This is a genomic window from Mycobacterium sp. MS1601, from assembly GCF_001984215.1.
In the GTDB taxonomy this organism is placed as follows: domain Bacteria; phylum Actinomycetota; class Actinomycetes; order Mycobacteriales; family Mycobacteriaceae; genus Mycobacterium.
This window is the reverse complement of the sequence record NZ_CP019420.1, coordinates 449,391-474,593: the sequence shown is the minus strand read 5'-3', so window position 1 is coordinate 474,593 and position 25,203 is coordinate 449,391. Positions and strand designations below refer to the sequence as shown.

General features: G+C 65.8%; 25 protein-coding genes. 19 read left to right on the top strand and 6 right to left on the bottom strand.

All coding sequences use genetic code 11. The features are described from left to right. Positions 1 to 45: 45 nt before the first annotated feature. From BVC93_RS02245 to BVC93_RS02230, 4 genes are read left to right on the top strand one after another with little or no spacing between them, the layout of a single operon-like run. Positions 46 to 1,188 carry an alkane 1-monooxygenase gene (locus tag BVC93_RS02245; protein ID WP_442929064.1) on the top strand — a complete coding sequence of 381 codons (1,143 nt, stop codon included), beginning with the start codon at positions 46 to 48 and terminating at the stop codon, positions 1,186 to 1,188. Beyond that, a complete protein-coding gene (locus BVC93_RS02240) occupies positions 1,185 to 1,349 on the top strand; it encodes a rubredoxin (RefSeq protein WP_083735750.1) in 165 nt (54 codons plus the stop codon). The genes BVC93_RS02245 and BVC93_RS02240 overlap by 4 nt, the downstream gene beginning before the upstream one ends. Continuing rightward, positions 1,346 to 1,528, top strand: coding sequence for a rubredoxin (locus BVC93_RS02235; RefSeq protein WP_083735749.1), 183 nt, complete (start codon positions 1,346 to 1,348; stop codon positions 1,526 to 1,528). Before BVC93_RS02240 ends, BVC93_RS02235 begins: the two co-directional genes overlap by 4 nt. Before the next feature lie 49 nt (positions 1,529 to 1,577). Then, the gene (locus BVC93_RS02230) at positions 1,578 to 2,252 is read left to right on the top strand and encodes a TetR family transcriptional regulator (protein WP_192860163.1); all 675 of its coding nucleotides are present in this window, start codon (positions 1,578 to 1,580) and stop codon (positions 2,250 to 2,252) included. On the opposite strand, the gene BVC93_RS02225 is transcribed toward BVC93_RS02230, so the two are convergent. Next, positions 2,194 to 3,444 (bottom strand): MFS transporter, encoded by a 1,251-nt coding sequence (locus BVC93_RS02225; RefSeq protein WP_083735747.1) that lies wholly within the window; start codon positions 3,442 to 3,444, stop codon positions 2,194 to 2,196. The two genes, BVC93_RS02230 and BVC93_RS02225, sit on opposite strands and share 59 nt — an antisense overlap. A gap of 230 nt (positions 3,445 to 3,674) precedes the next feature. Between BVC93_RS02225 and ahcY the strand changes: the two genes are divergently transcribed. Both ahcY and BVC93_RS02215 read left to right on the top strand, forming a co-directional pair. After that, complete coding sequence (gene ahcY / locus BVC93_RS02220) at positions 3,675 to 5,138, top strand: adenosylhomocysteinase (protein WP_083735746.1); 1,464 nt, start codon at positions 3,675 to 3,677, stop codon at positions 5,136 to 5,138. 121 nt (positions 5,139 to 5,259) lie between these two features. Beyond that, entirely contained in the window at positions 5,260 to 6,573 is a 1,314-nt protein-coding gene (locus BVC93_RS02215) for a lipase family protein (protein ID WP_083735745.1), read from the top strand. Here BVC93_RS02215 and BVC93_RS02210 read toward each other — a convergent pair. Beyond that, the gene (locus tag BVC93_RS02210) at positions 6,570 to 7,448 is read right to left on the bottom strand and encodes a heme-binding protein (protein WP_197687525.1); all 879 of its coding nucleotides are present in this window, start codon (positions 7,446 to 7,448) and stop codon (positions 6,570 to 6,572) included. The two genes, BVC93_RS02215 and BVC93_RS02210, sit on opposite strands and share 4 nt — an antisense overlap. Before the next feature lie 254 nt (positions 7,449 to 7,702). Between BVC93_RS02210 and BVC93_RS02205 the strand changes: the two genes are divergently transcribed. After that, complete coding sequence (locus BVC93_RS02205) at positions 7,703 to 8,338, top strand: dTMP kinase (protein WP_083735743.1); 636 nt, start codon at positions 7,703 to 7,705, stop codon at positions 8,336 to 8,338. On the opposite strand, the gene BVC93_RS02200 is transcribed toward BVC93_RS02205, so the two are convergent. From BVC93_RS02200 to BVC93_RS02190, 3 genes are read right to left on the bottom strand one after another with little or no spacing between them, the layout of a single operon-like run. Next, positions 8,335 to 9,597, bottom strand: coding sequence for an HNH endonuclease signature motif containing protein (locus BVC93_RS02200; RefSeq protein WP_083735742.1), 1,263 nt, complete (start codon positions 9,595 to 9,597; stop codon positions 8,335 to 8,337). The two genes, BVC93_RS02205 and BVC93_RS02200, sit on opposite strands and share 4 nt — an antisense overlap. A gap of 36 nt (positions 9,598 to 9,633) precedes the next feature. Beyond that, the gene (locus BVC93_RS02195; protein ID WP_083735741.1) at positions 9,634 to 10,194 is read right to left on the bottom strand and encodes a TetR/AcrR family transcriptional regulator; all 561 of its coding nucleotides are present in this window, start codon (positions 10,192 to 10,194) and stop codon (positions 9,634 to 9,636) included. Beyond that, positions 10,191 to 10,997 carry an alpha/beta hydrolase gene (locus tag BVC93_RS02190; RefSeq protein ID WP_083735740.1) on the bottom strand — a complete coding sequence of 269 codons (807 nt, stop codon included), beginning with the start codon at positions 10,995 to 10,997 and terminating at the stop codon, positions 10,191 to 10,193. The genes BVC93_RS02195 and BVC93_RS02190 overlap by 4 nt, the downstream gene beginning before the upstream one ends. Before the next feature lie 158 nt (positions 10,998 to 11,155). On the opposite strand from BVC93_RS02190, the gene mtrA reads away from it, so the two are divergent. From mtrA to secA, 12 genes are all read left to right on the top strand, one after another. Beyond that, positions 11,156 to 11,842: a two-component system response regulator MtrA gene (mtrA, locus tag BVC93_RS02185; protein WP_068915896.1), complete on the top strand. Its 687-nt coding sequence runs from the start codon at positions 11,156 to 11,158 to the stop codon at positions 11,840 to 11,842. A 106-nt stretch (positions 11,843 to 11,948) separates the two neighbouring features. Beyond that, positions 11,949 to 13,619: an MtrAB system histidine kinase MtrB gene (mtrB, locus tag BVC93_RS02180; RefSeq protein WP_083735739.1), complete on the top strand. Its 1,671-nt coding sequence runs from the start codon at positions 11,949 to 11,951 to the stop codon at positions 13,617 to 13,619. 20 nt (positions 13,620 to 13,639) lie between these two features. Continuing rightward, on the top strand, positions 13,640 to 15,376 hold the full coding sequence (gene lpqB / locus BVC93_RS02175; RefSeq protein ID WP_442929063.1) for an MtrAB system accessory lipoprotein LpqB: 1,737 nt from the start codon (positions 13,640 to 13,642) through the stop codon (positions 15,374 to 15,376). Between the two features lie 127 nt (positions 15,377 to 15,503). Further along, complete coding sequence (locus BVC93_RS02170) at positions 15,504 to 15,806, top strand: WXG100 family type VII secretion target (RefSeq protein WP_083735737.1); 303 nt, start codon at positions 15,504 to 15,506, stop codon at positions 15,804 to 15,806. After that, entirely contained in the window at positions 15,799 to 16,092 is a 294-nt protein-coding gene (locus BVC93_RS02165) for a WXG100 family type VII secretion target (RefSeq protein ID WP_083735736.1), read from the top strand. The genes BVC93_RS02170 and BVC93_RS02165 overlap by 8 nt, the downstream gene beginning before the upstream one ends. A gap of 3 nt (positions 16,093 to 16,095) precedes the next feature. Next, positions 16,096 to 18,759 (top strand): ADP-ribosyltransferase, encoded by a 2,664-nt coding sequence (locus tag BVC93_RS02160; RefSeq protein ID WP_083735735.1) that lies wholly within the window; start codon positions 16,096 to 16,098, stop codon positions 18,757 to 18,759. Positions 18,760 to 19,109: 350 nt separating this feature from the next. Beyond that, a complete protein-coding gene (locus tag BVC93_RS32925) occupies positions 19,110 to 19,328 on the top strand; it encodes a hypothetical protein (RefSeq protein WP_157516742.1) in 219 nt (72 codons plus the stop codon). A gap of 104 nt (positions 19,329 to 19,432) precedes the next feature. Beyond that, positions 19,433 to 19,780 carry a hypothetical protein gene (locus BVC93_RS02150; RefSeq protein WP_157516741.1) on the top strand — a complete coding sequence of 116 codons (348 nt, stop codon included), beginning with the start codon at positions 19,433 to 19,435 and terminating at the stop codon, positions 19,778 to 19,780. Positions 19,781 to 19,979: 199 nt separating this feature from the next. Continuing rightward, the gene (locus tag BVC93_RS34480; RefSeq protein ID WP_257788984.1) at positions 19,980 to 20,108 is read left to right on the top strand and encodes a hypothetical protein; all 129 of its coding nucleotides are present in this window, start codon (positions 19,980 to 19,982) and stop codon (positions 20,106 to 20,108) included. 30 nt (positions 20,109 to 20,138) lie between these two features. Further along, a complete protein-coding gene (locus BVC93_RS02140) occupies positions 20,139 to 20,777 on the top strand; it encodes a ComF family protein (RefSeq protein ID WP_083735731.1) in 639 nt (212 codons plus the stop codon). A 319-nt stretch (positions 20,778 to 21,096) separates the two neighbouring features. Beyond that, a complete protein-coding gene (hpf, locus tag BVC93_RS02135; protein WP_083735730.1) occupies positions 21,097 to 21,765 on the top strand; it encodes a ribosome hibernation-promoting factor, HPF/YfiA family in 669 nt (222 codons plus the stop codon). Between the two features lie 138 nt (positions 21,766 to 21,903). Next, complete coding sequence (gene secA, locus BVC93_RS02130; protein WP_083735729.1) at positions 21,904 to 24,693, top strand: preprotein translocase subunit SecA; 2,790 nt, start codon at positions 21,904 to 21,906, stop codon at positions 24,691 to 24,693. A gap of 3 nt (positions 24,694 to 24,696) precedes the next feature. Here secA and BVC93_RS02125 read toward each other — a convergent pair whose 3' ends face one another. Then, positions 24,697 to 25,155: an Rv3235 family protein gene (locus BVC93_RS02125; protein WP_083740730.1), complete on the bottom strand. Its 459-nt coding sequence runs from the start codon at positions 25,153 to 25,155 to the stop codon at positions 24,697 to 24,699. Positions 25,156 to 25,203 lie beyond the last annotated feature (48 nt).

Here is a 25,203-nt window from a genome sequence, read left to right as displayed (position 1 = left end):
CCGGATATCGACCAGTGGCGCGACAAGAAGCGCTACCTGTGGCTCATGGGCCTGATTGCGCCCACTGCGCTGTTTGTGATGCTGCCGGTGGTCTGGGCACTCAACAACGCCGGCTGGCACGCCGCGGCGCAGGTGCCGTTCTGGGTCGGCCCGCTGCTGGTGTACGTGCTGCTGCCGACACTGGACCGGTTCTTCGGGCCGGACGGGCAGAACCCGCCGGACGAAGTGATGCAGCGCTTGGAGAACGACAAGTACTACCGCTACTGCACCTATGCGTACCTGCCGTTCCAATACGCCAGCGTGATCGTGGGCGCATACCTGTTCACCGCGTCCGACCTCGGCTGGCTGGGATTCGACGGTGGTCTCGGCTGGCCGGCGAAGATCGGGCTGGCGCTGTCGGTGGGTGTGCTCGGGGGTGTCGGAATCAACACCGCCCACGAAATGGGCCACAAGAAGGACTCTCTGGAGCGCTGGCTGTCCAAGATCACGCTCGCCCAAACCTGGTACGGCCATTTCTACATCGAGCACAACCGCGGCCACCACGTCCGTGTCGCCACCCCGGAGGACCCGGCGTCGGCCCGCTTCGGTGAGACGTTCTGGGAGTTCCTGCCGCGCAGTGTGTGGGGCAGCCTGAAGTCGTCCTGGGAGCTGGAGGCGCAGCGCCTGAAGCGTGCGGGCAAGCCGGTCTGGCACCCGTCGAATGACGTGCTCAACGCCTGGGCCATGTCGGTGCTGTTCTGGGGTGTGCTGATCGCGGTGTTCGGACCGATGCTGCTGCCCTACATGGTGATTCAGGCGATCTACGGATTCACGCTGCTGGAGACGGTCAACTATCTGGAGCACTACGGGTTGTTGCGGCAGAAGAAGGACAGCGGGCGTTACGAGCGCTGCACCCCTGAGCACAGCTGGAACTCCGACCACATCGTGACCAACCTGTTTCTCTACCACCTGCAGCGGCACAGCGACCACCACGCCAACCCCACCCGGCGCTACCAGACACTGCGCAGCATGGACGGCGCGCCGAACCTGCCCAGCGGTTACGCGTCGATGATCGGGCTGACGTACTTCCCGCCGCTGTGGCGCAAGGTGATGGACCACCGGGTGCTGGACCACTACGACGGCGACATCACCCGGGTGAACATCCACCCCCGCGTGCGAGAGCGCGTGCTGGCCCGGTACGGGGCATGAGCTCATTTGCCTGCCCCGGTTGCGGTTACACCTATGACGAGACCAAAGGTGAACCGCGGGAAGGGTTTCCGCCGGGAACGCCCTGGACGGATGTGCCTGACGACTGGTGTTGCCCGGACTGCGCGGTGCGCGAGAAAGCCGATTTCGAAGGAGTGTCGTGAGCGACTGGAAGCTGTTTGTCTGTGTGCAGTGCGGATTCGAGTACGACGAGGAGAAAGGGTGGCCGGAGGACGGGATCGCCCCGGGCACCCGTTGGGACGACATCCCCGAAGACTGGAGCTGTCCGGACTGCGGTGCGGCCAAATCCGACTTCGAGATGATCGAAGTTGCCCGGCCTTGACCAGCGGGTCCATTTGACGAGCGGCGGCGTTACTGCCACTCTCGCCCGTGTGGCACGACGGCGCAGCGAGGGCAAGCCTGTGCGCGTTCCGTACGCCGAGGCCTCCAAGGTGCTGCTGCGCGACCTGGTTCTCGACGCCATGCGCGAGCTGCTGCTCACCAAGGACTGGTCCTCGATCACCCTCTCCGATGTCGCGAAGGTGGCCGGGATCAGCCGCCAGACCATCTACAACGAGTTCGGCTCTCGACAGGGCTTGGCACAGGGATACGCGCTGCGGCTGGCGGACCGTCTGGTGGACGCGGTGGACGATGCCGTCGAGGCCAACGTCGGCAACATCTCCGAGGCGTTCCTGCAGGGTTTCCGCGCGTTCTTCGCCGAGTCGGCGGCCGATCCGCTGGTGATCTCACTGCTCACCGGGGTGGCAAAACCCGACCTGCTGCAGATCATCACCACCGACAGTGCCCCTATCATCTCGCGGTCTTCGGCGCGGCTCACCGAGTCGTTCCGGCACAGCTGGGTGCAGTGCAGTGAGCACGACGCCGGGGTGCTGGCGCGGGCCATCGTCCGGCTGGCCATGAGCTACGTCTCGATGCCGCCGGAGTCCGACCATGATGTGGCCGCCGACCTGGCGCGGCTCATGACGCCATACGCCCAGCGCTACGGTGTCATCGAGACGCACTCGGCCGGGCCGGATCCAAACGGGTCTCCCGCGGCGGCCGGATGATGGCGCCGCGCCACCGCAGGAACACGGCCACGGCCGCCACGGCGATACCGCCACTGAGCAAATGTGAGGCCTGGTAGCCGTAGCGCTGCGAGACGGCGCCGGCAACCACATTGCTCAGTGAGGCGCCGACGCCCTGCATGGTCATGACGGCCGCGAGTCCGATGTTGAAGCGGCCCGATCCGGCCAGTAGCCGTTCGGCCGCAATAGGGGTGGCGATACCGATCAGACCCGCGCCGATACCGTCGAGGGCCTGGATCGGGATGATCGACCAGAAGCCGCTCTGTGTCCCGGCGATCAGCCCGCGCACGGGCAGTGCGCACAGGCCGGCCAGCAGCACCGCACCGAGCCCGAACCGCCGGATGAGAAACGGCGCCAGCACCGCCACTGCGATCATCGACACCTGCGACACCCCGGTGATGATGGCGGTGGTCCGAAACGGGCTGCCGAGTTCGATCGCGAAGTCCTGGGCCACCAACCTGCTCACCGGCGCATTGCCGAAGTGGAACATCAGCAGCACCCCTCCGAGCAGCATCAGCCCGGGTGTGGAGACCAGCACCCGCAGCCCGGACGGCTGGGAGCCCGTCTCGGGCCCGCCCAGCCCACGTGCTGTCGCGTGGTCGATGCGGTGGGGATCGATGGCCAGCACCGCGACCACCGCACCAGTGGCGGTCACCAGCATCAAGACGATGATGGCGGCCTCGCCATAGAGCGAGACCCCGAGGAACACCGCAGTCAGATACGCCACGTTGCCGACGTGGTTCCACACCTCGTTGCGGGCGATCTGCCTGCCGAACAGCCGCTCGCCGACCAGTCCGAGCGTCAAACCCGTCAGGGCCGGGCCGATGACGGCCCCCACCACCGCGGTACCGGTCTGACCCAGCCACACCACGGCACTCGTCGGGGCGAGCAGCGTGGCCAACCCCACCGCCGTGACGAACACCACCGGACCCGCCACCAGGGCGCGTTTGTACCGGGTGCCGTCCACCAGGGCGCCGAACAACGGTGTCGCAGCCAGACCGATCAGCCCGCCGACGGTGGCGATGCCGCCGAGTGCCATGGGGGACCAGCCCCGGGTGGCCAGGAAAGCGTCCAGGAACGGCCCCAGGCCGTCGCGCGCATCCGCCAGGAAGAGGTTCAGCACCGCGAGGCTGATCAGGGACCGTCTTCCGACGGTCTCACTGCGTTCGCCCATCGGCACACCTCCATTCGGCCAGGCGGAGGTACCCCGTGCGGCGACCCGTCCAAACAGGGCAGATTGATGAACCGCGCGGCCGGGCGCTACGGTGTCATCGATACCCCTTAGCTGGCAGAGCGCTTCAGCCGCCTGTCCCGCGAGCCCGCAGGCTTTGGGTTGTCTGTCTGGGTGCTGCCTCATGCGCGCCCGACGTTCTCGACAATGACGAATGATTTAGGGGCTCTTACATGACTGCACCGGAACTGACCGCCGACGTACGCAACGGCATCGACTTCAAGGTCGCCGACCTATCCTTGGCCGAGTTCGGCCGCAAAGAGATCGGGCTCGCCGAGCACGAGATGCCCGGCCTGATGGCGCTGCGGCGCGAGTACCACGACGTCCAGCCGCTCAAGGGCGCACGGATTTCCGGGTCGCTGCACATGACCGTGCAGACAGCCGTTCTCATCGAGACCCTGACCGACCTCGGTGCCGAGGTTCGGTGGGCGAGCTGCAACATCTTCTCCACCCAGGATCACGCCGCAGCGGCCGTCGTCGTCGGCCCCCACGGCACCCCGGAGGAGCCCAAGGGCACCCCGGTCTTCGCCTGGAAGGGCGAGACGCTGGAGGAGTACTGGTGGGCGGCCGAGCAGATGCTCACCTGGGAGGGTGAGCCGGCCAACATGATTCTCGACGACGGTGGCGACGCCACCATGCTGGTGCTGCGCGGCGCGCAGTACGAGAAGGCCGGCGTGGTGCCGCCCGCCGAGGACGACGACTCCGCGGAGTGGAAGGTCTTCCTGGCGCTGGTGTCCAAGCGCTTCGAGACGGAGAAGGACAAGTGGACCAAGATCGCCGCGTCGGTCAAGGGTGTCACCGAGGAGACCACCACCGGTGTGCTGCGGCTCTACCAGTTCGCCGCCGCCGGTGAGCTGGCGTTCCCGGCCATCAACGTCAACGACTCGGTCACCAAGAGCAAGTTCGACAACAAGTACGGCACCCGCCACTCCCTGATCGACGGCATCAACCGCGGCACCGACGTGCTGATCGGCGGCAAGAAGGTGCTGATCTGCGGATACGGCGACGTGGGTAAGGGCTGCGCCGAGTCGCTGGCCGGTCAGGGCGCCCGAGTGGCCGTCACCGAGATCGACCCGATCAACGCGCTGCAGGCGCTGATGGACGGCTTCGACGTGGTGACCGTCGAGCAGGGCGTTGCCGAGGCAGACATCATCATCACCTCGACCGGCAACAAGGACATCATCACCCTCGATCACATGAAGGCGATGAAGCACCAGGCGATTCTGGGCAACATCGGGCACTTCGACAACGAGATCGACATGGCTGCCCTCGAGCGTTCCGGTGCCAAGCGGATCAACATCAAGCCGCAGGTCGATCAGTGGCTGTTCGACAGCGGCAAGTCGATCATCGTGCTGTCCGAGGGCCGGCTGCTGAACCTGGGCAACGCGACGGGGCACCCGTCCTTCGTGATGAGCAACAGCTTCTCCAACCAGGTGATCGCGCAGATCGAGCTGTGGACCAAGAACGACGAGTACGACAACGAGGTCTACCGGCTGGCCAAGCACCTCGATGAGAAGGTGGCCAAGATTCACGTCGAGGCGCTCGGTGGCACGCTCACCAAGCTCACCAAGGAGCAGGCCGAGTACATCGGCGTCGACGTCGAGGGCCCGTACAAGCCCGAGCACTACCGCTACTGACGTTTCTGCGAGAACGCCCTCTTCCTCCGGGAAGGGGGCGTTCTTCGTGTGACAGCTGACTGTCGATCCGTAAACTGCGGAATCCGTAGTCAAATAGCCCCTCCTTTGTTACTGTCCAGTAATGTTTCGCGTCGGGGTCGTCCTGCTCGTCTGTCTTGTCGGGCTCGTAAATAGTTGTTCGACAATTGTTTTCGCCCCTGCAGCCAGCGCAGACGACGATCATCCGTATTGGAATGAGGACGAGTACACCGCGTTCTACACACCACCGAATCCGTTGCCCGAGGGCGCGCCCGGCGACCTGATTCGGACGGAACCGTCACGGCTGGTACTCGAACCGTCCGGACAACTGGGTGCCATCATGGCGACGGGGACTCGGATCATGTACCGCAGCACCGATGCTCGCGGCAACCCCAACGCCGTCACGGGTACCTATTTCGAGCCGTTCAACCCCTGGCCGGGCCAGGGGCCCCGTCCGCTCATCGTCTACGGTCCCGGCACCCAGGGCCAGGGGGACCACTGTGCACCGTCGCGGCTGTTCAACCAGGGGATCCACTGGTCGCCGTACCTCGACATCGCGTTCAACTACGAGGAACTGTTCGTCGCGACCATGGTGGCTCGCGGATTCGCCATCGTGATGACCGATTACGAGGGCCTCGGCACCCCCGGTGTGCACAGTTACGTCAACCGGATCGCCCAGGGCAACGCCATGCTCGACGCCGGCCGCGCAGCCATGCGGCTGCCCGGAACCTCGCTGGACCCCCAAGGGCCACTGGCTTTCTGGGGCTACTCGCAAGGTGGCGGTGCTGCCGCGTCCGCCGCCGAACTGGCGTCGGCCTACGCGCCTGAATTGAAGATCGTGGGTACCTACGCCGGTGCGCCGCCCGCCGATCTGACTGCGCTGTTCCCCTTCGCCGACGGCAGCGCTTTGGTGGGTGTGGTGGGCTACGCCGTCAACTCGGTGATGGCCAGCTACCCGGAGGCCGAGCCCGCGATCCGATCGACGCTGACCCCGCGCGGCACCGACATGCTGTCCAAGGTGCAGGAGCAGTGTATCGCCGAGACCATCGCGAAATTCACCTTTCGGCACCTGCAACCCTACTTCAACGCACCGATCGAGCAGTTGATCACCAAGGAGCCGTTCAAGGGGCTGCTGGACCTGCAGAAGCTCGGTCGATACCGGCCGAATGCGCCAGTGCTGTTGAACAGCAACCGATTCGATCCATTGGTTCCCTACGCGCCGGTCGCGCAACTTGCCCGCGACTGGTGCGCCCAGGGCGCTGACGTCGACTTCCGCACCAACGAACAGCCCCCGTTCCTCAACAAGGCGGCGGTCAATCACGCACTGCCCATGCTGGTGGACGGCGAGCCTGCGATGCAGTGGATCGCCGCCCGCTTCAACGGCGTGCCGACGACACCGAATTGCGGTCAGTACTAGCCCACCTCACGAGCCAACGGCGTTGCCATCTCCAGCATGTCGAGCGGTGTGTCCGACTGCTTGGTCAGCGTGTTGATGCTGACGTGCGGCCAGCCGATCAGCAGGCCGGAGCCGTCGAAGCGCAAGAAGAACTCCAAGATCACCACCTGCAGATACTGCAGGACCAGTCCACCATCGGTCAGTTCGTGGATCCAGAACATGGAGTGCATCTTCGTTGCATCGGCCTGCCTCTCGACGAACGGAATGTTGTGGATCCCGCCGGTGGCGTTTGTGGTGTCGAGATCGAGGATGGTGGTCCTCTTGATCGAGAGCGATTCGGCTGCGCTGACCAGCAAGAGGTGCGGCGCTGTCGGAACGAAACCCGGGAAGTTCGGATCGGAGACGATGCCCTTGAACGGGTTGTCGACGAAGAACTTGTAGGGCAGCAGGTACGGGCTGCCGATGTTCTGGTTGACCCCGATCGGCAGGCCATTCACCGCCGGAATCGACGTCGTCGGCTCGAAATCGGTTATCCGGGCGCTTTTCCCGAGCGCCAGCGCTGCATTTCCGTGTGGGATGGTGGCCAGTCTGCCGATGTCCATCCGCTCTGGGGCGATCTGGTCGACCATGTGCAGGAACAATCCAGGCTCGTGGTGGATGGCCGCGCCTTGCGGTCCGGCCACGGTGCTCTCGGGGCTGTCGGTGGCGATCAGCTGGTCGATCACCTGCTCGTAGTCGAGGGTGACGATGTGCTGGTCGGTCTGCGCTTCGTGGTCGGACGTCAGGCCACGGTTGGGCACTGCCTTGTCGACGAGGTTGAACGTCAGCTTCTCGTTGTACTGGTTCATGAGCAGCCGGTAGTCCAATGTCGCGGTCTCGAATGGCAGGGCGATCATGTTCCATCCCCGGCCTTCGCTGATCCAGGTGCCAGGCAGAAGGCGTAGCGGTCCGAGGGCCGGATCGTCGGTGACGGCCCGTTCTACGCTTCGCGGTTGCGTGATCAGTTCCCGTTTTTGAGCGCTCGACAGCATGTGTTTCCCCCTGTGGCTGCGCGGCAGCGTGGATGCGGCCGCCCTGACCTCAGTGTCGGAGGACTCGTTCACGGGGTCGCGCGTAGTGCACTACGCGAACTTGCCGCTAGGCTGCGGCGGTGCTCATCGCGATCGAAGGCGTAGACGGTGCCGGCAAGAACACGCTGTCGCGAGCGTTGCAGGCGGCATTCTCAGCTGCGGGAAAAACTGTCGCTACGCTGGCGTTTCCTCGGTACGGCCAGTCGGTGACCGCAGACGTCGCCGCCGAGGCCCTGCATGGTGATCACGGCGACCTCGCGGACTCGGTGTATGCCATGGCGATGCTGTTCGCGTTGGATCGCGCGGGTGCCATCGATGAGTTGGTGCAGCTGCGGGCCAGCCATGACGTGGTGATCCTGGACCGCTATGTCGCATCCAATGCCGCATACAGCGCGGCGCGCCTGCATCAGGGCGCCGACGGTGAGGTGGTGGACTGGGTGTATCGGCTGGAATACCAGCGGCTGCGCCTGCCGAGTGCGGATTACCAACTGCTGCTCGATGTTCCGGTGGAGCTCGCTGAGCAACGGGCCCGCTCACGTGCCGAGAGCGACCCCAGCCGGGCTCGCGACGCCTACGAACGCGATGGCGGGCTGCAGTACCGCACCGGCGCCGTCTACTCGGAGTTGGCTGCGGCCGACTGGGGCGGCCGCTGGCTCATCGCCGGCGCTGACGCCGATCCGGCTGCGGTGGCAGCTGAAGTGGCGGGCGCCCGCTAGCACGCGGTATCAGTGGGTGGCTGGTAGGGCGTGTACCACCACCAGTCGCATCGTTCCCCGGTTGGCCCGAACGGTGGCGGCACATCGGGTCGTGGTGTGGTGGGTGGTCTTGCCAGGGACCCTGCAGTCATGCGGCGGCCGGTGGCGTCGGCGACGACCAAACCGTCGGCGGGGCCGGTGAGGGTGATCCGCCCGCGGTGGTGCATGCGATGGTGAAAGGGGCAGACCAACACCAGGTTCCAGAGTTCGGTGGGTCCGCCGTCCTCCCAATGCCGTAAGTGGTGGGCATGCAGGCCGCGGGTGGCGCCGCAACCGGGCACCACACACGTGCCGCTGTCGCGGTGCTCCAGAGCGCGACGCAGGCGACGGCTGATGGTGCGGGTTTCCCGGCCTGAACCGATGGGCTTGCCGTGGCGTTCGAACCACACCTCGCAGGTCGCATCGCAGAGAAGATATTGGCGGTCGGCATCGGAAAGCAGTGGCCCGAGATGCAGGTTGGCGAGGCGGGATTCGAGGTCGAGGTGGACGACGACGGTCGTGCGCTGACCGTGGGGCCGGGCGGTGACATCGGTATCCCAGCCGGCTCGCACCAGGCTCATGAACCCGTCCACCGGCGTCGGGAAGGGCGGCGTAGTTTCTGACTCCTCGGTGTGGTCGCGTTTCCATTCGACGACGAGCTTGTCCTGGTGCGAGCGTAGGGCGGCGTCGAACTCGGCAGCTTCCTCAGAGGCAAGGGTGACGTGCCAGGTGGTGGACTCGCCATCCGAGGTCTGGGTGAGTGAGCGCTCCGGCTCCGGCTGCGGCGCGGGCTCAGCGTCGGGTAGAGGCTCTGGTTTGGGTTCCTGTTTGATGGCGGTGCGGATCTGTTGGACGGTGGCGTATTTCGCGAACTGGACGTAGTGCGCGTCGGAACCGGCGCCGGCCTTGGTGGCGATGACACCGACCTGATCGAGGGAGAGCCAGCCTTCGCGCATGGCGTCAGTGCATCGGGGGAACTCGGCGCTGCGTCGGGCGATGGTGGTGGCGGTTTTCGCCCGGTGTGGGGATACTCCGGTTTTGCAGGCCACCAGTGCCTCGATGGAGCGGAAGCCGGTGTTGCCTGCCAGTCCGTCGCGGTCGATCTCGGCGATGATCTCCACGATCTCACCGTCGATCGCGTTACGCTGCCCGGCCAACTCGCCCAGCCTGCCGAACAACACCTCGAATCGCTGCTGGGGATTTTCCCCAGCAGCGGCCAAAGGTGTTGCGGTGGTGGACATGACACCATCCAAGCAGAAGCCACTGACAAATTGGGGTTACCGCAGACCGGCAACCATCAAGCTCAAGAGGTTCTCGAAAGAGGCTGATGAATCGGGTGTTTGACCGATCCCCGTCAGCTCGATGGACACCGCGCCGTGCACGGCGCTCCAGACGGCCTGTGCGGTTTCGGTGGGGTCGTCGCTGCCGAGTTCGGTGACCAGCTCGACCAGGACGGCGAACACCGAACGGCCATGCGCGGCCACGTCCGAGGACTGGTCGCTCAGCGGGCTGCCGGCGGCGAAGATCAGGGCGTAGCGAGCCGGGTGCCGCAACGCGAAGTCGCGGTAGCCGCGGCAGGCGCGACGAAATCGCGCATCCGGATCGTCGTCGTCGATGTCGATCGAGACGGCCAATTCGTCCAGCGCCCGGTTTGCCAAAGCGGTCAGCATTCCGTCCTTGTTCACGAACCGGTTGTAGACACCCATCGGCGCGACTCCGGCTTCCCTGGCGACGGCGCGGACGGTGACACCGCCTGCGCCGTCGCGATCCAAGACGGCTTCGGCCGCCTGCAGCAGCGCACCCGAGACCTCCTGGCTGGCCGTGCGTCGACGGGTCACGCCCGCGCCGGGCTGTCGACGCCGCGCCGTGCCATCCAGGCCAGCGAGGTGTCGGCCACGTCACGCCAGCCGCTGTCGATGGTCAGCGAATGCCCGCGCCCGTCGAACTCGTGGAAGTCGGTGATGGCCTCGGAGTTGCGGTAGAGATGATGCGCGGCCTTGGCGGTCACCAACGGCACGGTGTGATCGGCGGTGCCTCCGGTGATCAGGAGTGGCCCGCGGGTGCCGTTGGCGGTGTCGACCGCGGCGGGGGAGTTCGGGCTGAAGTTGGCGGTGGCGGCTTCGAAGAGCGGCTTACCCGGCGACGGGATGGACCACCGCTCCCACAGCGCGTCCGATTCGGCCTGGGTCAGCGCGTTGCCGAACCCGTACCGCCACTGGTCTTTGGTCAGGCCCGTGGCGCGCTTGCCGTTGCGCGGATTGCCGAGTACCGGAAACGCCGAGCGCAACTGCGCCAGGGGCAGTGCCCGGACACCCTTGATGGGTGCGGGGTCGATCGCGACCGCGGCGGCCGCCTTGTGCTGGCTCAGCAGCTTCTGCGCGACGAGCCCTCCGAAGGAGTGGCCGATCACCACCGCAGGGGCGTCGAACTGGTGAAGCAGCGTCGCGAAGTGGTCGGTCAGGGCGTTGATGCCGTAGCCGGCCTGAGCGTCCGGGTTCTCGCGAGTGGCGTCGACGGTCGCGAGCTCGCCCGGCCACGGGAGGGCGATGGCCTGATGACCGTTCTGCGTGAAGTAGTCGATCCAGGGCTGCCATGCGCTCTGGGCGACCCACAGTCCATGGATGAAGGCGACGTTGGTCATGATCCTGGTCCTTCCGAACTCTTATAGAACGATGTTATATAAGTCTTGCAAGGCGTGTAACCGAGACCAGGGTCGAGTTGTTCCCGGCCGTGAGCTTCGGAGATCCGGGCGATATTTGCGCGTGTGGTAGCGGAGTTTTGTCGCGTATCGGTGACACCATGGACACCATGAGGCAAAGGATCTTGGTCGTCGATGACGATGCATCGCTGGCCGAAATGCTCACCATCGTCTTGCGTGGGGAAGGGTTCGACACCGCGGTGATCGGTGACGGCACCCAGGCGCTGACGGCGGTGCGGGAGTTGCGGCCCGATCTGGTTCTCCTGGACCTGATGCTGCCCGGGATGAACGGGATCGACGTCTGCCGTGTGCTGCGTGCCGACTCGGGTGTGCCCATCGTGATGCTCACCGCCAAGACCGACACCGTGGACGTCGTCCTCGGGTTGGAATCCGGCGCAGACGACTATGTGATGAAGCCGTTCAAGCCGAAGGAACTGGTCGCACGTGTGCGGGCGCGGCTGCGGCGCAACGAGGACGAGCCTGCCGAGATGCTGTCGATCGCCGACATCGACATCGATGTCCCGGCCCACAAGGTCACCCGGGCAGGCGAGCAGATCTCACTGACGCCGTTGGAGTTCGACCTGCTGGTGGCGCTGGCACGCAAACCGCGCCAGGTGTTTACTCGTGATGTGCTGCTCGAACAGGTCTGGGGTTACCGACACCCGGCCGACACCCGCCTGGTGAACGTGCACGTCCAGCGGTTGCGCGCCAAGGTCGAGAAAGATCCCGAGAACCCGCAGGTGGTGCTGACCGTGCGAGGGGTGGGATACAAGGCCGGACCCCCGTGAGCCAAGGGAGCGGAAGAAGCGCTGGGGGTACCTCCCGCGCGGAGCGCAGGGGGACGAGAGACGGGAACGCGGCGAACAATCCGGCTCCAGTGATCGAGCCGTTCACGTGATCCTGCGCTCGAAGCGGCGCACTCGCGGACGCTGGGGTCGCACCGGCCCCCTGCTGAGCGGCCTGAGCGCGGTGAGTCGAGCGGTTGGCGTCGCGTGGCGCCGTTCGTTGCAGCTGCGGGTGGTGGTGCTGACCCTCGGTCTGTCGTTGGCGGTCATCATGGTGCTCGGTTTTGTGCTGACCAGCCAGATCACCGACCGGGTGCTCGAGGTCAAAGTGCGCGCCGCCACCGAAGAGATCGAGCGAGCGCGCACCACCGTCGGCGGCATCGTCGGGGGTGAGGAGAGCCGCTCCCTCGACAGCAGTCTGCAGCTGGCCCGCAACACGCTGATCTCCAAAGCCGACCCGGCGGCGGGCTCGGCACTGGCAGGGGCTTTCGACGCCGTGCTCGTGGTGCCGGGCGACGGTCCGCGGGCCGCCACGGCGGCCGGGCCCATCGACCAGATCCCGGATGCGCTGCGGGAATTCGTCAAGGCCGGCCAGGTCAGCTACCAGTACGCAGGAGTGCGTACCGAGGGCTTCTCCGGCCCGGCGCTGATCATCGGCAGCCCAACTCCGTCGCGGGTCACCAACCTCGAGATCTATCTGATCTTCCCGCTGTCATCGGAAGAGAGCACCATCACGCTGGTGCGCGGCACCATGGCCACCGGCGGCGTGGTGCTGCTGGTGTTGCTGGCCGGCATCGCGGTGCTGGTATCGCGCCAGGTGGTGCTGCCGGTGCGCTCCGCGTCGCGGATCGCCGAGCGGTTCGCCGAAGGGCACCTGACCGAACGCATGCCGGTGCGCGGCGAGGACGACATGGCACGGCTGGCGGTCTCGTTCAACGACATGGCCGAGAGTCTGAGTCGCCAGATCACCCAACTCGAGGAGTTCGGCAACCTGCAGCGCCGCTTCACTTCTGACGTCAGCCACGAACTGCGGACACCGTTGACCACTGTCCGGATGGCCGCCGACCTGATCCACGATCACAGCGAGGAACTGGACCCGGCCCTGCGGCGGTCCACCGAGCTGATGGTCAACGAACTCGACCGATTCGAGACCCTGCTGGCCGACCTGCTGGAAATCTCTCGGCACGACGCCGGTGTGGCCGAATTGTCGGTCGAGGCCGTCGATCTGCGCTCCACCGTCAACAGCGCACTGGGTAACGTCGGACACCTGGCCGATGACGCCGGCATCGAACTGTTGGTGGAGATGCCCGGTGACGAGGTGATCGCCGAAGTGGACGCCCGCCGGGTCGAGCGGATCCTGCGCAACCTCATCGCCAACGCCATAGACCACGCCGAGCGTAAACCGGTGCGCATACGCATGGCTGCCGACGAGGACACGGTGGCGGTGACGGTGCGCGACTACGGTGTGGGTCTGCGGCCAGGTGAGGAGAAGTTGGTGTTCAGCCGGTTCTGGCGGTCGGATCCGTCGCGAGTGCGCCGCTCCGGCGGTACCGGTCTGGGGTTGGCCATCAGCATCGAGGATGCCCGGCTGCACCAGGGCCGGCTCGAGGCGTGGGGTGAGCCGGGCAACGGTGCCTGCTTCCGACTGACCCTTCCGCTGGTGCGTGGACACAAGGTGACCACCAGTCCATTGCCGCTGAAACCCATTGGGCCAGAACGCAGTGGACGGAGCGGGACGCAGCAGCCGCGTAATCGTGAGCCCGCCGGGAAGACCGTGTGAAGCGCATCGCGGCCGCAATGATGGTCATGGCGGCAACATTGTCGGGGTGCGCCGGGGTGCCGAATTCCTCGGCGCCACAGGCCATCGGCACGGTGGAGCGCTCAGCGCCACCCAGCCTGCCCAAGCCGACTCCGGGCATGGAGCCCGATCTGTTGCTGCGGGAGTTCCTCAAGGCGACGGCTGATCCGGCCAACCGACACCTCGCCGCGCGCCAGTTCCTCACCGAGTCCGCGTCCAGCTCCTGGGACGACGCGGGCAGTGCGCTGCTGCTCGACCGGGTGGTGTTCGTCGAAACCCGCAGTGCCGATAGAGTTTCGGTGTCCATGCGGGCCGACATCCTGGGTTCACTGTCGGATATCGGGGTGTTCGAGACCGCCGAGGGTGCGCTTCCGGATCCCGGTGCCATCGAATTGGTCAAGACAGAGGACGGCTGGCGGATAGACCGCCTGCCCAACGGGGTGTTCCTGGACTGGCAGCAGTTCCAGGCCACCTACAAGCGCCACACGCTGTACTTCGTCGACCCCACCGGCTCCACCATGGCCCCCGATCCCCGCTACGTCGCGGTCTCGGACTCAGATCAGTTGGCCACCGAACTGGTGACCAAACTGATCTCGGGTCCGCGGTCGGAGATGGCCAACACGGTGCGCAACATGGTGGCCGAGCCGCTGCGGTTGCGGGGTCCGGTGACGCGTGCCGACGGCGGCAAAACCGGGGTCGGCCGCGGATACGGCGGTGCCCGCATCCAGCTGGAGAACCTGTCCACCACGGATCCGCACAGCAGGCAGCTGCTGGCCGCTCAGATCATCTGGACACTGGCGCGCGCAGACATCAAGGGCCCGTACGTGATCGACGTCGATGGCGCGCCGCTCGATGAACGTTTTGCCGACGGCTGGAACACCTCCGATGTGGCGGCCACCGACCCCGGCGCGGCCGACGGCGCGGCGGCAGGACTGCACGCACTGGTGGGCGGCTCGTTGCATTTCCTCGATGGCGAGCGTGCGACGCGGGTGCCTGGTTCCTTCGGCCAGATGCCGGACCAGCGTGCTGCATCGCTGTCGCGTGACGGTCAGCAGGTCGCGTCGGTCACCACACTGCGCGCTGGAGCGCCGGACCAGGAATCCAATCTGTGGATCGGTGCCCTGGGACGCGACGGCGAGCGCTCCACCGTTGCGCGCAGCCTGTCGCGACCCACCTGGGCTCTGGATCAGGCGGTCTGGATCGTCGTCGACGGCAACATCGTCCTGCGTGTCATCCGCGAGGCCGCTTCCGGGGAGCCTGCCCAGATTCCCGTCGACGCCACCGCGGTGTCCACCAGGTTTCCCGGCGTCATCTCCGAGCTGCAGCTGTCCAGGGACGGCACCCGGGCGGCCATGGTGATCGACGGGCAGGTGATCCTGGCCGGTGTCGAGCTGCTACCAGGCGGGGAATTCGCGCTGACGTATCCGCGGCGCCTGGGTTTCGGGCTCGGTGAGTCGGTGGTGTCGTTGTCGTGGCGCACCGGTGACGACATCGTGGTCACCCGCAACGACAGCGCCCACCCGGTCTCGTTCGTCAACCTCGACGGGGTGAATTCCGATGGGCCCAGCGATGATCTGCGGATGCCGGTGACCACGGTGGCTGCCAGCCCCGCCGCCGTCTACGTCGCCGATCGTGCCGGTGTCATCCAGCTCTCCGCCGCGGGCACCGAGAACCAACTTGCGTGGCGGGGTGTGCAGCCCCTGCTGGTGGCCGGCGCAGTGCCGGTGCTGCCCGGCTGACGGGTCAGCAGAGGTAGATGAACGCCGCGTCATAGATGAACTGGGCGTTCTCGTGGTGGCGTTCGCATGGAGTTTGCTCGGGCTAGGTGAATTGAGCGCAATTCGTCAAGTCGATACGTTCACTCCTGTGAGTGGGGAACTGCGGGTCGATCCGGCGGTGCTGGCGGGAACATGTTCATCGTTGTCGGCGGCGGCCGAGCATCTGCTCAAGCAACTGCAGACGTTGGATTCTCAGGTGGAGGGGATGCTCGCCTCCTGGCGCGGGCAGTCCGGCGGCACCTACAAAGAGGCGTACGTGATGTGGTCCGCCGGGGCCGACGAGGTGGAGAAAGGGCTGGCCATCATGGCCGACCTGCTGGGGCACGCCGGCCAGGAGTTCGCCGCCCAGGATGACGCCGCCCGAGCGCAATTGGGCGGCCCGCATGGCTGAGGCATTCTCGGTGGATCCCCAGGGGCTGGCCGACGCGGTGGAGCGCATGTCGACCTTCCAGACCACCCTCGACGGTCTGTTGTCCGAGATCGACGCAGTGGTCAAGAACCTGCACCTGGGGTGGGACGGCGAGGCGGCCGCCGCGCATCAGGCCGCCCATCAGCTGTGGACCGAAGGCGCCGCCACCATGCGCGATGCACTGCAGAAACTGCACACCGCAGGCGGGGAAGCGCACGACAATTACTCCGGCGCCAGTTCCCTCAACGCGAAAATGTGGTCGATCTAGCCGATGGCCCCGCTGTCGGTTGATCCCGCCGCGCTCGACGGCGCCGGCGTCACACTGACCGATGTCGGTAAGGACATCGGCTGGACCATGTCGACGCTGGCCGGGACGCTGTCGGGGTGCGGCGGTATGTGCGGGGATGATCCCGTGGGCTCGGCCATCGGGGAGTCCTACGATTCCGCAGCCGCCGGCCTGCTCAAGGCTTTCGCCGCATCCCGCAACGGTCTGGTCAATCTCGGTGACGGCGTGCGGATGTCGGCGCACAACTATTCGATGGCCGAAGCGTTGTCCGACGGCAGGGGAGCGGCCGAACCGCTGCCGGTGCCCGCCGCCAGCGGATCGATAGCCTCCGGGCAACCGCCCACATCGGTAGGCGGCAGCATCCCAGCACCACCTGGCTTCGGGTGGGTCAGCAAGTACATCGGAATGATCTGGCCCACAGCTGATTCCGCGCAGCTCCGCACTGCCGCCGGCGCGTGGATGGCGGCGGGCACCGAGCTGCTGGTGACGCAGACGACGGCGGCGCCCGCGCTGGGCGTCATTGGCGCTCAGCAGATTCCGGAAGCGGAAGCAATGGGGAAGGCGTTCGCCGACTCACTCAACGCGGCATCCGAAGTGATGTCACATACCACGTCCGTAGCGGCGAAGTTGATCTCTTACGCCGACAAAGTTGACGAGGTGCACGCCGCGATCATCGACCTGCTGGCGCGCATCTGCGATCCGATGACCGGCGCGAAGATCATCTGGGATTTCCTCACCGACGACGAGGAATCGGAGATCAAGCAGATCGCCGAAGACATCAAAACGGTGGTCGACAACTTCGCATCCCAGGTGTCCGCCCTGATGGCCGAACTGAAGCCCATGGTCGGTGCGGCAGCCACCATCGCCGAGAGCATGCTGAAGCTGGCCGACAAGGAGTGGGAACAGTTTCTCCAGGGCAACCCCGTGGGCCAGATCATCGACGACATGGCCCAGGTCAGCAAGGGATTTGGGCTGCAAGCGTGGGAGCTCGTCGAAGGTGCGTGGACCTACAGTCCCCAGCGGGCGGTGGTCGACCCGCAGGGCAGCCTCGACTCTTACCGCCAGCTGGTCAGTGGCATGGCCCCGTTGGTGGGTGCCGACGAGGACGGGTGGGCCGGGACCGGCGATGCGTGGCTCCAGGTGGGCAAGGAGACCGTGCACTGGGATCTGTGGAAGACCAATCCCGCCGAGGCGCTGGGGCGCAGTGCGTTCGACGTCGCCACCTTCTTCCTTCCCGGTGGCGGCGCGAGCAAGCTCGGAACCCTGGGACACGGCGCCGCCGAAACAGCCGAGGCGGTCAGCCGTGTGGCGCCGCATCTCGAACTACCGAAAACCCCTGTCATTCCGAAGGTTCCGGAGCTGCCGAAGGGTCCGGACGTTCCCGTCGGCGGATCTCCGACTCCCGCGTCGGTGCCGGACCCGCCGAAGACGCCGACAGGTGGTGCGCCGGTACCTCCGCCAGAACAATTCAAGGTGCCTGAGCCCGAGTCTGGTGCACCGGTGTCAGCGTCGGTCCCGCCACAAACACATCTCGGTCCCACTGAACACAAGCCGCTCCCTGCCAGGCCGATCTCCGACGCAGACGTCGCCGGTGGCTCAGCTGTGTCGGCACCGTCACAAGCGAGTTCAGAAGGCTTGTCAGCACCTCCAGGGGCTGGCGGAGGTGGGATTGGATCTGGCGGCGGCGCGAGTTCTCCTGGACAAAGCTCACCTTTCGGCGGTGGGTCGCCCACCGGCGGCGGAGCACCGCTCGACCACGGCCCGGGGCAGCAAGGGAACGGCAGATACGCAGGACCTGGCGCAAGTGGTGGATCCGGCGACAGCAGCCACGCGACATTTGGCGGCGCATCGGGCGCGGGTGCCGGAGGGCACCCGCCGGACGGATCACCCAGCGGTGGACACGGTTCCCCAGGCGACGGTGCCAACAATCCGCCGCACACCGGGTTGACGGACCCGCCCGCCAACAGGGCTCCGGAAGACGCGGTGTTTCCGGACCTCACCGATATCAACAACGAGTTTCGGCTGCCGGGTGGACCCGTCGATCCCGCTCGGTTCGATGAGTGGGCGACGAAAGTTTCCGATGCCTACCCGGCACTCTCGAAGGAGGGAGTCGAGGGAATCTACCGCTACACGACCCAGGACTATGACGCGTTCAATGCGTACTTGCGTGATGTCGATCCGTTGTCCGACTCGCAAAAATACTCTCTTGGAGCTCGGTCCATCGACGACATGACTCCTGAGCAGCGTTCGGCGCTCGAGGCGCAGATTCAGAAGACCGACGACGGGCTGGCATCGTTGCCGCCCTATCGGGCCGACCCATCTGATGCGTCGTCAATCACATGGCGAGGGTTGCGCGCACCTGACGAACTCCTCTCGAAGTTCGAGGTAGGGAAGACGTTCACTGACGGCGCCTTCTTCAGCAGCAGCAAGGATCAGTTCGTCGCCGAGTCATTCGCAAGGGGCGCAGGTCCCAACGAGACACCCTTGCTCTTGAAGGTGGAGGGGCACAATGGGGTCGACGTGACACAGCTTTCGAAGTATGCGGATGAATCGGAGGTTCTGTTCCCACGATCATCGAGCTTTGAGGTGATTTCCGCTCAGCTTGATGAAAATGGCGTGATGCGAGTCATTTTGAGGCAGAAGGAATAACCGTGCAGTTGTTGCAGTCCGGGGACGCGATCGCCGGTTGGTTACGCGAACACGTGCGTAGCGACATCTACCTGTCCGCTCCGTACCGTCGACGGTGGTCCCTGGGAGGATGCGAGCCGTCCCAGTTTCTGGCCACCTGGCCAACGGATCGCCTGACGAAGCTCGGGTCGGATCTGTACTCTTTCGGCGTCGAAGCGCGAGCCTCGGATGTCGGAGTGCACCTGTCAGTGGGAGCAGAGGGTGTCACAATCGCCGTCGGTAGAACCGATCTCGGAGACGGTTCGCCCACTGAATACGCAATCTTTGTCGGAACGGACAGCTCGCCTGCCTATGTCACGAACTCTCCGGAGGTGGTCACTCAGCTCATCCGGAAGTTTGGTGAGCCGCTACAGCCGATTCCCGAGTCCGACCTGATACAGGTGGGATTCCCCGGTCGGCCGAGCGGCGAACTCACATATATCGGCAGCTGGCAGTGGGACATCCACAGCGAGGCTCACTCACCTGATTTCGTTGTACGCGCCGCACGTGCCATCGTCGATGCAATCGAAGCCAGAGAGAAGGATCTATGACCGCGGGCCTCGAGCAAGCCCTCCTGAAGTTGCCCGCAACCCCAGCGATCACCTACCGGGGCATGCTTGGCCTTCCGCCGTCGTCAGCTATCACACTGACAAACGTGCTTCCCAGCTCGCTGAGCCCGCGGGTGGCATCTGAGAACTTCCACGCCGAGCGGCTGGCTGCGATCGTCGCGATCACAGGCCGCTATATCGCACCACTGTCGAAGCATCCGGATGAGCAGGAGATCGCTTTACTTCCGGGAACTGTGCTCTTGCCGGTCGGATCAGTTGCCGTCGACGGCTTGGTCAATCAGGTGGTGCTGTTCGCCGAGCCAGGAGAGGCGCCCCAGCTTCCCGCTGGTCCAGCCGAATTGCGTGACGTGGTGTCGCAGCAGGTCGGCGCCGCGCTGAGAGCGCCGGCGGTGACGATCCACTCACCGGGCCGATTCTCCCCACGCGGAAGATGACTTCATGTCGGCCCAGCACGTCCGCGTGACGGCGTTGGTGTGTGAGGTGCTCAACCCCACCGATGTCGGAAGCTAAGGGCTGCACGAGCTGATCTGGGCCTTGAACGCCCACGCCGTTGATCTGTCTGCGGCTGAAAAGATTGCCGGTGAGACGTCGGCGACTGCCTTCGTGATGGGGTTTGTCGCCGATCGTCGGTCGATGTCTTGGTCGACGACCTACCTGCCCCACCTGGTGGCTGTCGACGGCTCGGAACGCCGGAAGCGCTTGCACACCATGTTCGACGGACTTTTCGCCACCAGCAGCGGCTCAACACGGCACCACCCCTGAGTTGTCACACCTCCGGGCCACACTGCCACCATGCTCGATCTGGTCCTGCCGCTGGAGTGCGGCGGCTGCGGTGCGCCGGGCACCCGCTGGTGTGACGCGTGCGCGACGGCGCTGCGTGTCGGCGCCGATGACCCGCACGTCATCACCCCGCGGCTCGATCCAGGTGTGCCTGTCTTCGCGCTCGGCCGTCATGCCGGCACCCGAAGGCGGGCCATTGTCGCCCTCAAGGAACACGGCCGGGTAGATCTGCTTTCGCCGCTGGCGCACGCGCTGGCTGGCGGGATCCACCGGCTGCTCGCCTGGGGCGTGCTCGACGAGCCGCTGGCCCTGGTGCCGGCGCCCACCCGCCGGATCGCCGCCCGCCGCCGCGGTGGTGACCCGGTGAGCCGGCTGTGCGCCTCCGCGGTGAGAGCTCATCCGGAGATCGTCGTTACGCCCGCGTTGCGTCTCAAACGTGGCACCAGGGACTCGGTGGGCCTGGGTAGCGGGGACCGGCAACGCAACCTGGCGGGCCGCGTGCACCTGGATGCCAGCAAACTCATTAGCAGGGTTGACGTGCTCGTTGTGGACGACATCGTGACCACGGGTGCCACTGCCTGCGAATCGGTGCGGGTGTTGAGCACCGCCGGTGTCAGGGTGGCAGCGGTGCTGGCGCTGGCGCACGCCTGAACGGGCCCCACCGCAAGGGACCAAGGTCTCCAAGTAACGAGGGTCGAAAGAACTCGCAACAGGTGCGCGAAAAAGGTGGCACGTTTGGGTGAACTCGGACTACCTTCGTTTGCAACAAGCTGTGAAGTCATCGCAGCCGGACTTGCCGGGCTTTCAGTCCCGCGAGACCACTTCGCCCCGAGGCGACAGGAGGTGATATCCGACCCCTGGCGCCGACGGGTGTGCGTATCCGCTAAGCCCCTCGGCGCATGTTTGTACGAGTTTGTACACGCCAGACACGCGCTCGCGTTCGACGCAGAGGAGTATCGAGTTGTCAAGCATGACAAGCCAATCCGCACAGATGCTGGCCGACCCCGACGAGCAGCCGCTGGAGCGGCGCGCCGAAGTGGTGGTCAAAGGACGCAACGTCGAGATACCGGATCACTTCCGGATACACGTTGCCGAAAAGCTGGCCCGCCTGGAGCGCTTCGACAAGACCATCTACATGTTCGATGTCGAACTCGACCACGAGAAGAACCGTCGTCAACGCAAGAACTGTCAGCACGTCGAGATCACCGCGCGTGGTCGAGGGCCGGTGGTCCGAGGCGAAGCCTGCGCGGACAGCTTCTACGCCGCTCTGGAATCGGCCGTCCACAAGCTCGAGGCACGCCTGCGGCGAGGCAAGGACCGCCGCAAGATCCACTACGGCGACAAAACTCCGGTCTCCGTGGCCGAAGCCACCGCCGCCATCGCGCCGGACTTCGACCCGCCCGCAACTACGCAGGGCTCCACGGACTCGCCCCTCACGGAAGCCGCCGATGAGTACATCCCCGGTCGGGTGGTGCGTACCAAGGAGCATCCGGACCGTCCGATGACGGTCGACGACGCGCTCTACGAGATGGAACTCGTGGGGCACGACTTCTTCCTCTTCCACGACAAGGAGACCGATCGGCCCACGGTGGTGTACCGCAGGCACGCCTACGACTACGGACTGATCCGTCTGGGCTGATCGTCCCGACATAACCGCCCGTGGGTGGGATCCTCGACGAGGGGATCCCACCCACGTTGGTGTTGGGCCTCTAGGGCTGCCAGCGGCGTCACCTACGATGGACTGCGCTAAGACTCCAATCCGGTAGGGGATATATCAGTGCTGCAGAAGCTGCTGCGCCTCGGCGAAGGTCGCATGGTCAAACGCCTCAAAGGTGTGGCCGACTACGTGGGCACCCTCTCCGACGACGTCGAGAAGCTCACCGACGCGGAATTGCGTGCCAAGACCGACGAGTTCAAATCGCGCATCGACAAGGGCGAGAGCCTGGACGAACTGCTGCCCGAAGCCTTCGCCGTGGCCCGTGAAGCTGCGTGGCGGGTGCTGTCGCAGCGGCACTTCGACGTCCAGGTGATGGGCGGAGCCGCGCTGCACTTCGGAAACGTGGCCGAGATGCGCACCGGTGAGGGCAAGACGCTGACCGCGGTTCTGCCGTCGTACCTCAACGCGCTGTCCGGCAAGGGCGTGCACGTCGTCACCGTCAACGACTACCTGGCCAAACGTGACGCCGAGTGGATGGGCCGGGTGCACCGTTTCCTCGGCCTCAACGTGGGTGTCATCCTGTCCGGCCTCACTCCTGCCGAACGTCGAGTGGCGTACGCCGCCGACATCACGTACGGCACCAACAACGAGTTCGGGTTCGACTACCTTCGCGACAACATGGCGCACAGCCTCGACGACCTGGTGCAGCGTGGCCACAACTTCGCGATCGTCGACGAAGTGGACTCCATCCTGATCGACGAAGCGCGTACCCCGCTGATCATCTCCGGCCCCGCCGACGGCGCCTCCAACTGGTACACCGAGTTCGCCCGGATCGCGCCGCTGATGGAGAAGGACGTCCACTACGAGGTGGACATCCGCAAGCGCACCGTCGGCGTGCACGAGCTGGGCGTCGAGTTCGTCGAGGATCAGCTGGGCATCGACAACCTCTACGAATCGGCCAACTCGCCGCTGATCAGCCACCTCAACAACGCGTTGAAGGCCAAGGAGCTGTTCACCCGCGACAAGGACTACATCGTCCGCAACGGTGAGGTCATCATCGTCGACGAGTTCACCGGCCGCGTGCTGGTGGGCCGGCGCTACAACGAGGGCATGCACCAGGCCATCGAGGCCAAGGAGCGCGTCGAGATCAAGGCCGAGAACCAGACGCTGGCCACCATCACGCTGCAGAACTACTTCCGGCTCTACGACAAGCTCTCCGGTATGACGGGTACGGCCGAGACCGAGGCCGCCGAGCTGCACGAGATCTACAAGCTCGGCGTCGTGACCATTCCGACCAACCGCGACATGGTGCGTCAGGACCAGTCCGACCTGATCTACAAGACCGAGGAAGCCAAGTACATCGCCGTCGTCGACGACGTGGCAGAGCGCTACGAGAAGGGGCAGCCGGTCCTGATCGGTACCACCAGCGTGGAGCGCTCGGAGTACCTGTCGCGGCAGTTCACCAAGCGCAAGATCCCGCACAACGTGCTCAACGCGAAGTACCACGAGCAGGAGGCGAACATCATCGCCGAGGCGGGCCGCCTGGGCGCCATCACCGTCGCCACCAACATGGCCGGCCGCGGCACCGACATCGTTCTCGGCGGCAACGTGGATTTCCTGGCGGACAAGCGACTGCGCGAGCAGGGTCTCGACCCGGTGGAAACCCCGGAAGAGTACGAAGCCGCGTGGGATGACACGTTGACCAAGATCAAGAGCGAGGCCGAGGCCGAGGCCGAGGACGTCCGCGCGGTGGGCGGGCTGTACGTGCTGGGCACCGAGCGTCACGAATCGCGACGCATCGACAACCAGCTGCGTGGTCGTGCCGGTCGTCAGGGTGATCCCGGTGAGTCGCGGTTCTACCTGTCCCTGGGTGACGAGCTGATGCGACGCTTCAACGGCGCCACGCTCGAGTCGCTGCTGACCCGGCTGAACCTGCCCGAGGACGTGCCGATCGAGGCCAAGATGGTCACCCGCGCCATCAAGAGCGCACAAACCCAGGTGGAGCAGCAGAACTTCGAGGTCCGCAAGAACGTCCTCAAGTACGACGAGGTGATGAACCAGCAGCGCAAGGTGATCTACGCCGAGCGCAAGATGGTGCTCGAAGGCGAGAGCCTGCAGGCGCAGGCGCACCAGATGCTGGTCGACGTCATCACCGCCTACGTCGACGGCGCCACCGCCGAGGGCTACTCCGAGGACTGGGATCTGGAGAAGCTGTGGGACGCGCTCAAGACGCTCTATCCGGTCGGCATCGATCATCACGACCTGATCGACAGCGATCTGTTCGGTGAGGCCGGCGAGCTGACCCGCGACCAGTTGCTGGCGGCGCTGATCGAGGACGCCGAAAAGGCTTACGCCGCACGGGAAGCCCAGTTGGAAGAGATCGCGGGCGCTGGTGCCATGCGCCAGCTCGAACGCAACGTCCTGCTCAACGTGCTGGACCGCAAGTGGCGCGAGCATCTCTACGAGATGGACTACCTGCGTGAGGGCATCGGCCTACGCGCGATGGCACAGCGTGACCCGGTGGTCGAGTACCAGCGCGAGGGTTACGACATGTTCCGAGGCATGCTCGACGCGCTCAAGGAAGAGTCGGTGGGTTTCCTGTTCAACGTGCAGGTGGAAGCTGCGCCTGCCGCGACGCCTGCGGTCGCCACCCAGGCCGCCCCCGAGGGGCTGGCCGAGTTCGCCGCCGCGGCTGCGGCGCGTAAGCAGGACGCTCCCGCGCCTGCCGCGGTACGCGCCAAGGGCATCGAGGACAAGGCGCCCCCGCTGACCTACACCGGACCGTCGGAGGACGGCAGTGCCGAGGTCAAGCGTCGTGACGGTGACGGTGCTGCCGTCGCGGCAGAAGGTGCCACGCGCAAGGAACGCCGCGAGGCCGCCCGGCGCGCGGCCAAATCACGCAGGGCCTGACACTCACCCGATGTGAAGCGCGGACAGCTGCCAACGCAGTCCGCGCGGCGTCGAGGTGAGCTCCACCCGTCCGGCGATGGCGTGCGACCGTGGTCCGCGTGAGTAGACGGCCGCTACCTCAAACGCTGTTTCGTGGTCGTCTGCTGCCTGTAGTCTGACGCGCCGCAGTACGGCCGTGGTGCGGTTCTGGGCGCGCAGCGTCACAACCGTGTCGGCCAGACCACCGGCCAGCAGGGGGCGCAGCTGTGCCGCCGGGCGACGCTGATCGATGACCTCCAAGACGGTGCGCAACGCCGCGTCGGTGAATGCCGATGCCGCCCGGCGCGGCGGTGATGCCGTACGCACGACGCGTAAATGGCGTTCCCGGTCCGGGGCGGTGTCCGGCGGCCGCACCGGCTTGGTTGACTGCAGCCGCGCGGGTGGCTCGTAATCGACGACCCGGGTGACAGGGGACGTGGACATGCTCGACCTCCAGGGGCGTGACGCAAAGGACTCGGCCTGCTGGAGAGT

Bases quoted from the DNA above. Each gene is read 5' to 3' on its own strand.
- BVC93_RS02210 (WP_197687525.1), bottom strand. From the start codon at position 7,448: ATGATCGCCCTGCCATTCGAGACCGCGACATTGGACTACCGGCTGCTC.
- BVC93_RS02125 (WP_083740730.1), bottom strand. From the start codon at position 25,155: ATGTCCACGTCCCCTGTCACCCGGGTCGTCGATTACGAGCCACCCGCG.
- BVC93_RS02165 (WP_083735736.1), top strand. From the start codon at position 15,799: ATGGCTGAGGCATTCTCGGTGGATCCCCAGGGGCTGGCCGACGCGGTG.
- BVC93_RS34480 (WP_257788984.1), top strand. From the start codon at position 19,980: ATGTCTTGGTCGACGACCTACCTGCCCCACCTGGTGGCTGTCGACGGC.
- BVC93_RS02200 (WP_083735742.1), bottom strand. From the start codon at position 9,597: ATGTCCACCACCGCAACACCTTTGGCCGCTGCTGGGGAAAATCCCCAG.
- ahcY (WP_083735746.1), top strand. From the start codon at position 3,675: ATGACTGCACCGGAACTGACCGCCGACGTACGCAACGGCATCGACTTC.
- BVC93_RS02215 (WP_083735745.1), top strand. From the start codon at position 5,260: ATGTTTCGCGTCGGGGTCGTCCTGCTCGTCTGTCTTGTCGGGCTCGTA.
- lpqB (WP_442929063.1), top strand. From the start codon at position 13,640: ATGGTCATGGCGGCAACATTGTCGGGGTGCGCCGGGGTGCCGAATTCC.
- BVC93_RS02225 (WP_083735747.1), bottom strand. From the start codon at position 3,444: ATGGGCGAACGCAGTGAGACCGTCGGAAGACGGTCCCTGATCAGCCTC.
- mtrA (WP_068915896.1), top strand. From the start codon at position 11,156: ATGGACACCATGAGGCAAAGGATCTTGGTCGTCGATGACGATGCATCG.
- BVC93_RS02240 (WP_083735750.1), top strand. From the start codon at position 1,185: ATGAGCTCATTTGCCTGCCCCGGTTGCGGTTACACCTATGACGAGACC.
- BVC93_RS02140 (WP_083735731.1), top strand. From the start codon at position 20,139: ATGCTCGATCTGGTCCTGCCGCTGGAGTGCGGCGGCTGCGGTGCGCCG.
- hpf (WP_083735730.1), top strand. From the start codon at position 21,097: ATGACAAGCCAATCCGCACAGATGCTGGCCGACCCCGACGAGCAGCCG.
- BVC93_RS02190 (WP_083735740.1), bottom strand. From the start codon at position 10,997: ATGACCAACGTCGCCTTCATCCATGGACTGTGGGTCGCCCAGAGCGCA.
- BVC93_RS02245 (WP_442929064.1), top strand. From the start codon at position 46: ATGGGCCTGATTGCGCCCACTGCGCTGTTTGTGATGCTGCCGGTGGTC.
- BVC93_RS02160 (WP_083735735.1), top strand. From the start codon at position 16,096: ATGGCCCCGCTGTCGGTTGATCCCGCCGCGCTCGACGGCGCCGGCGTC.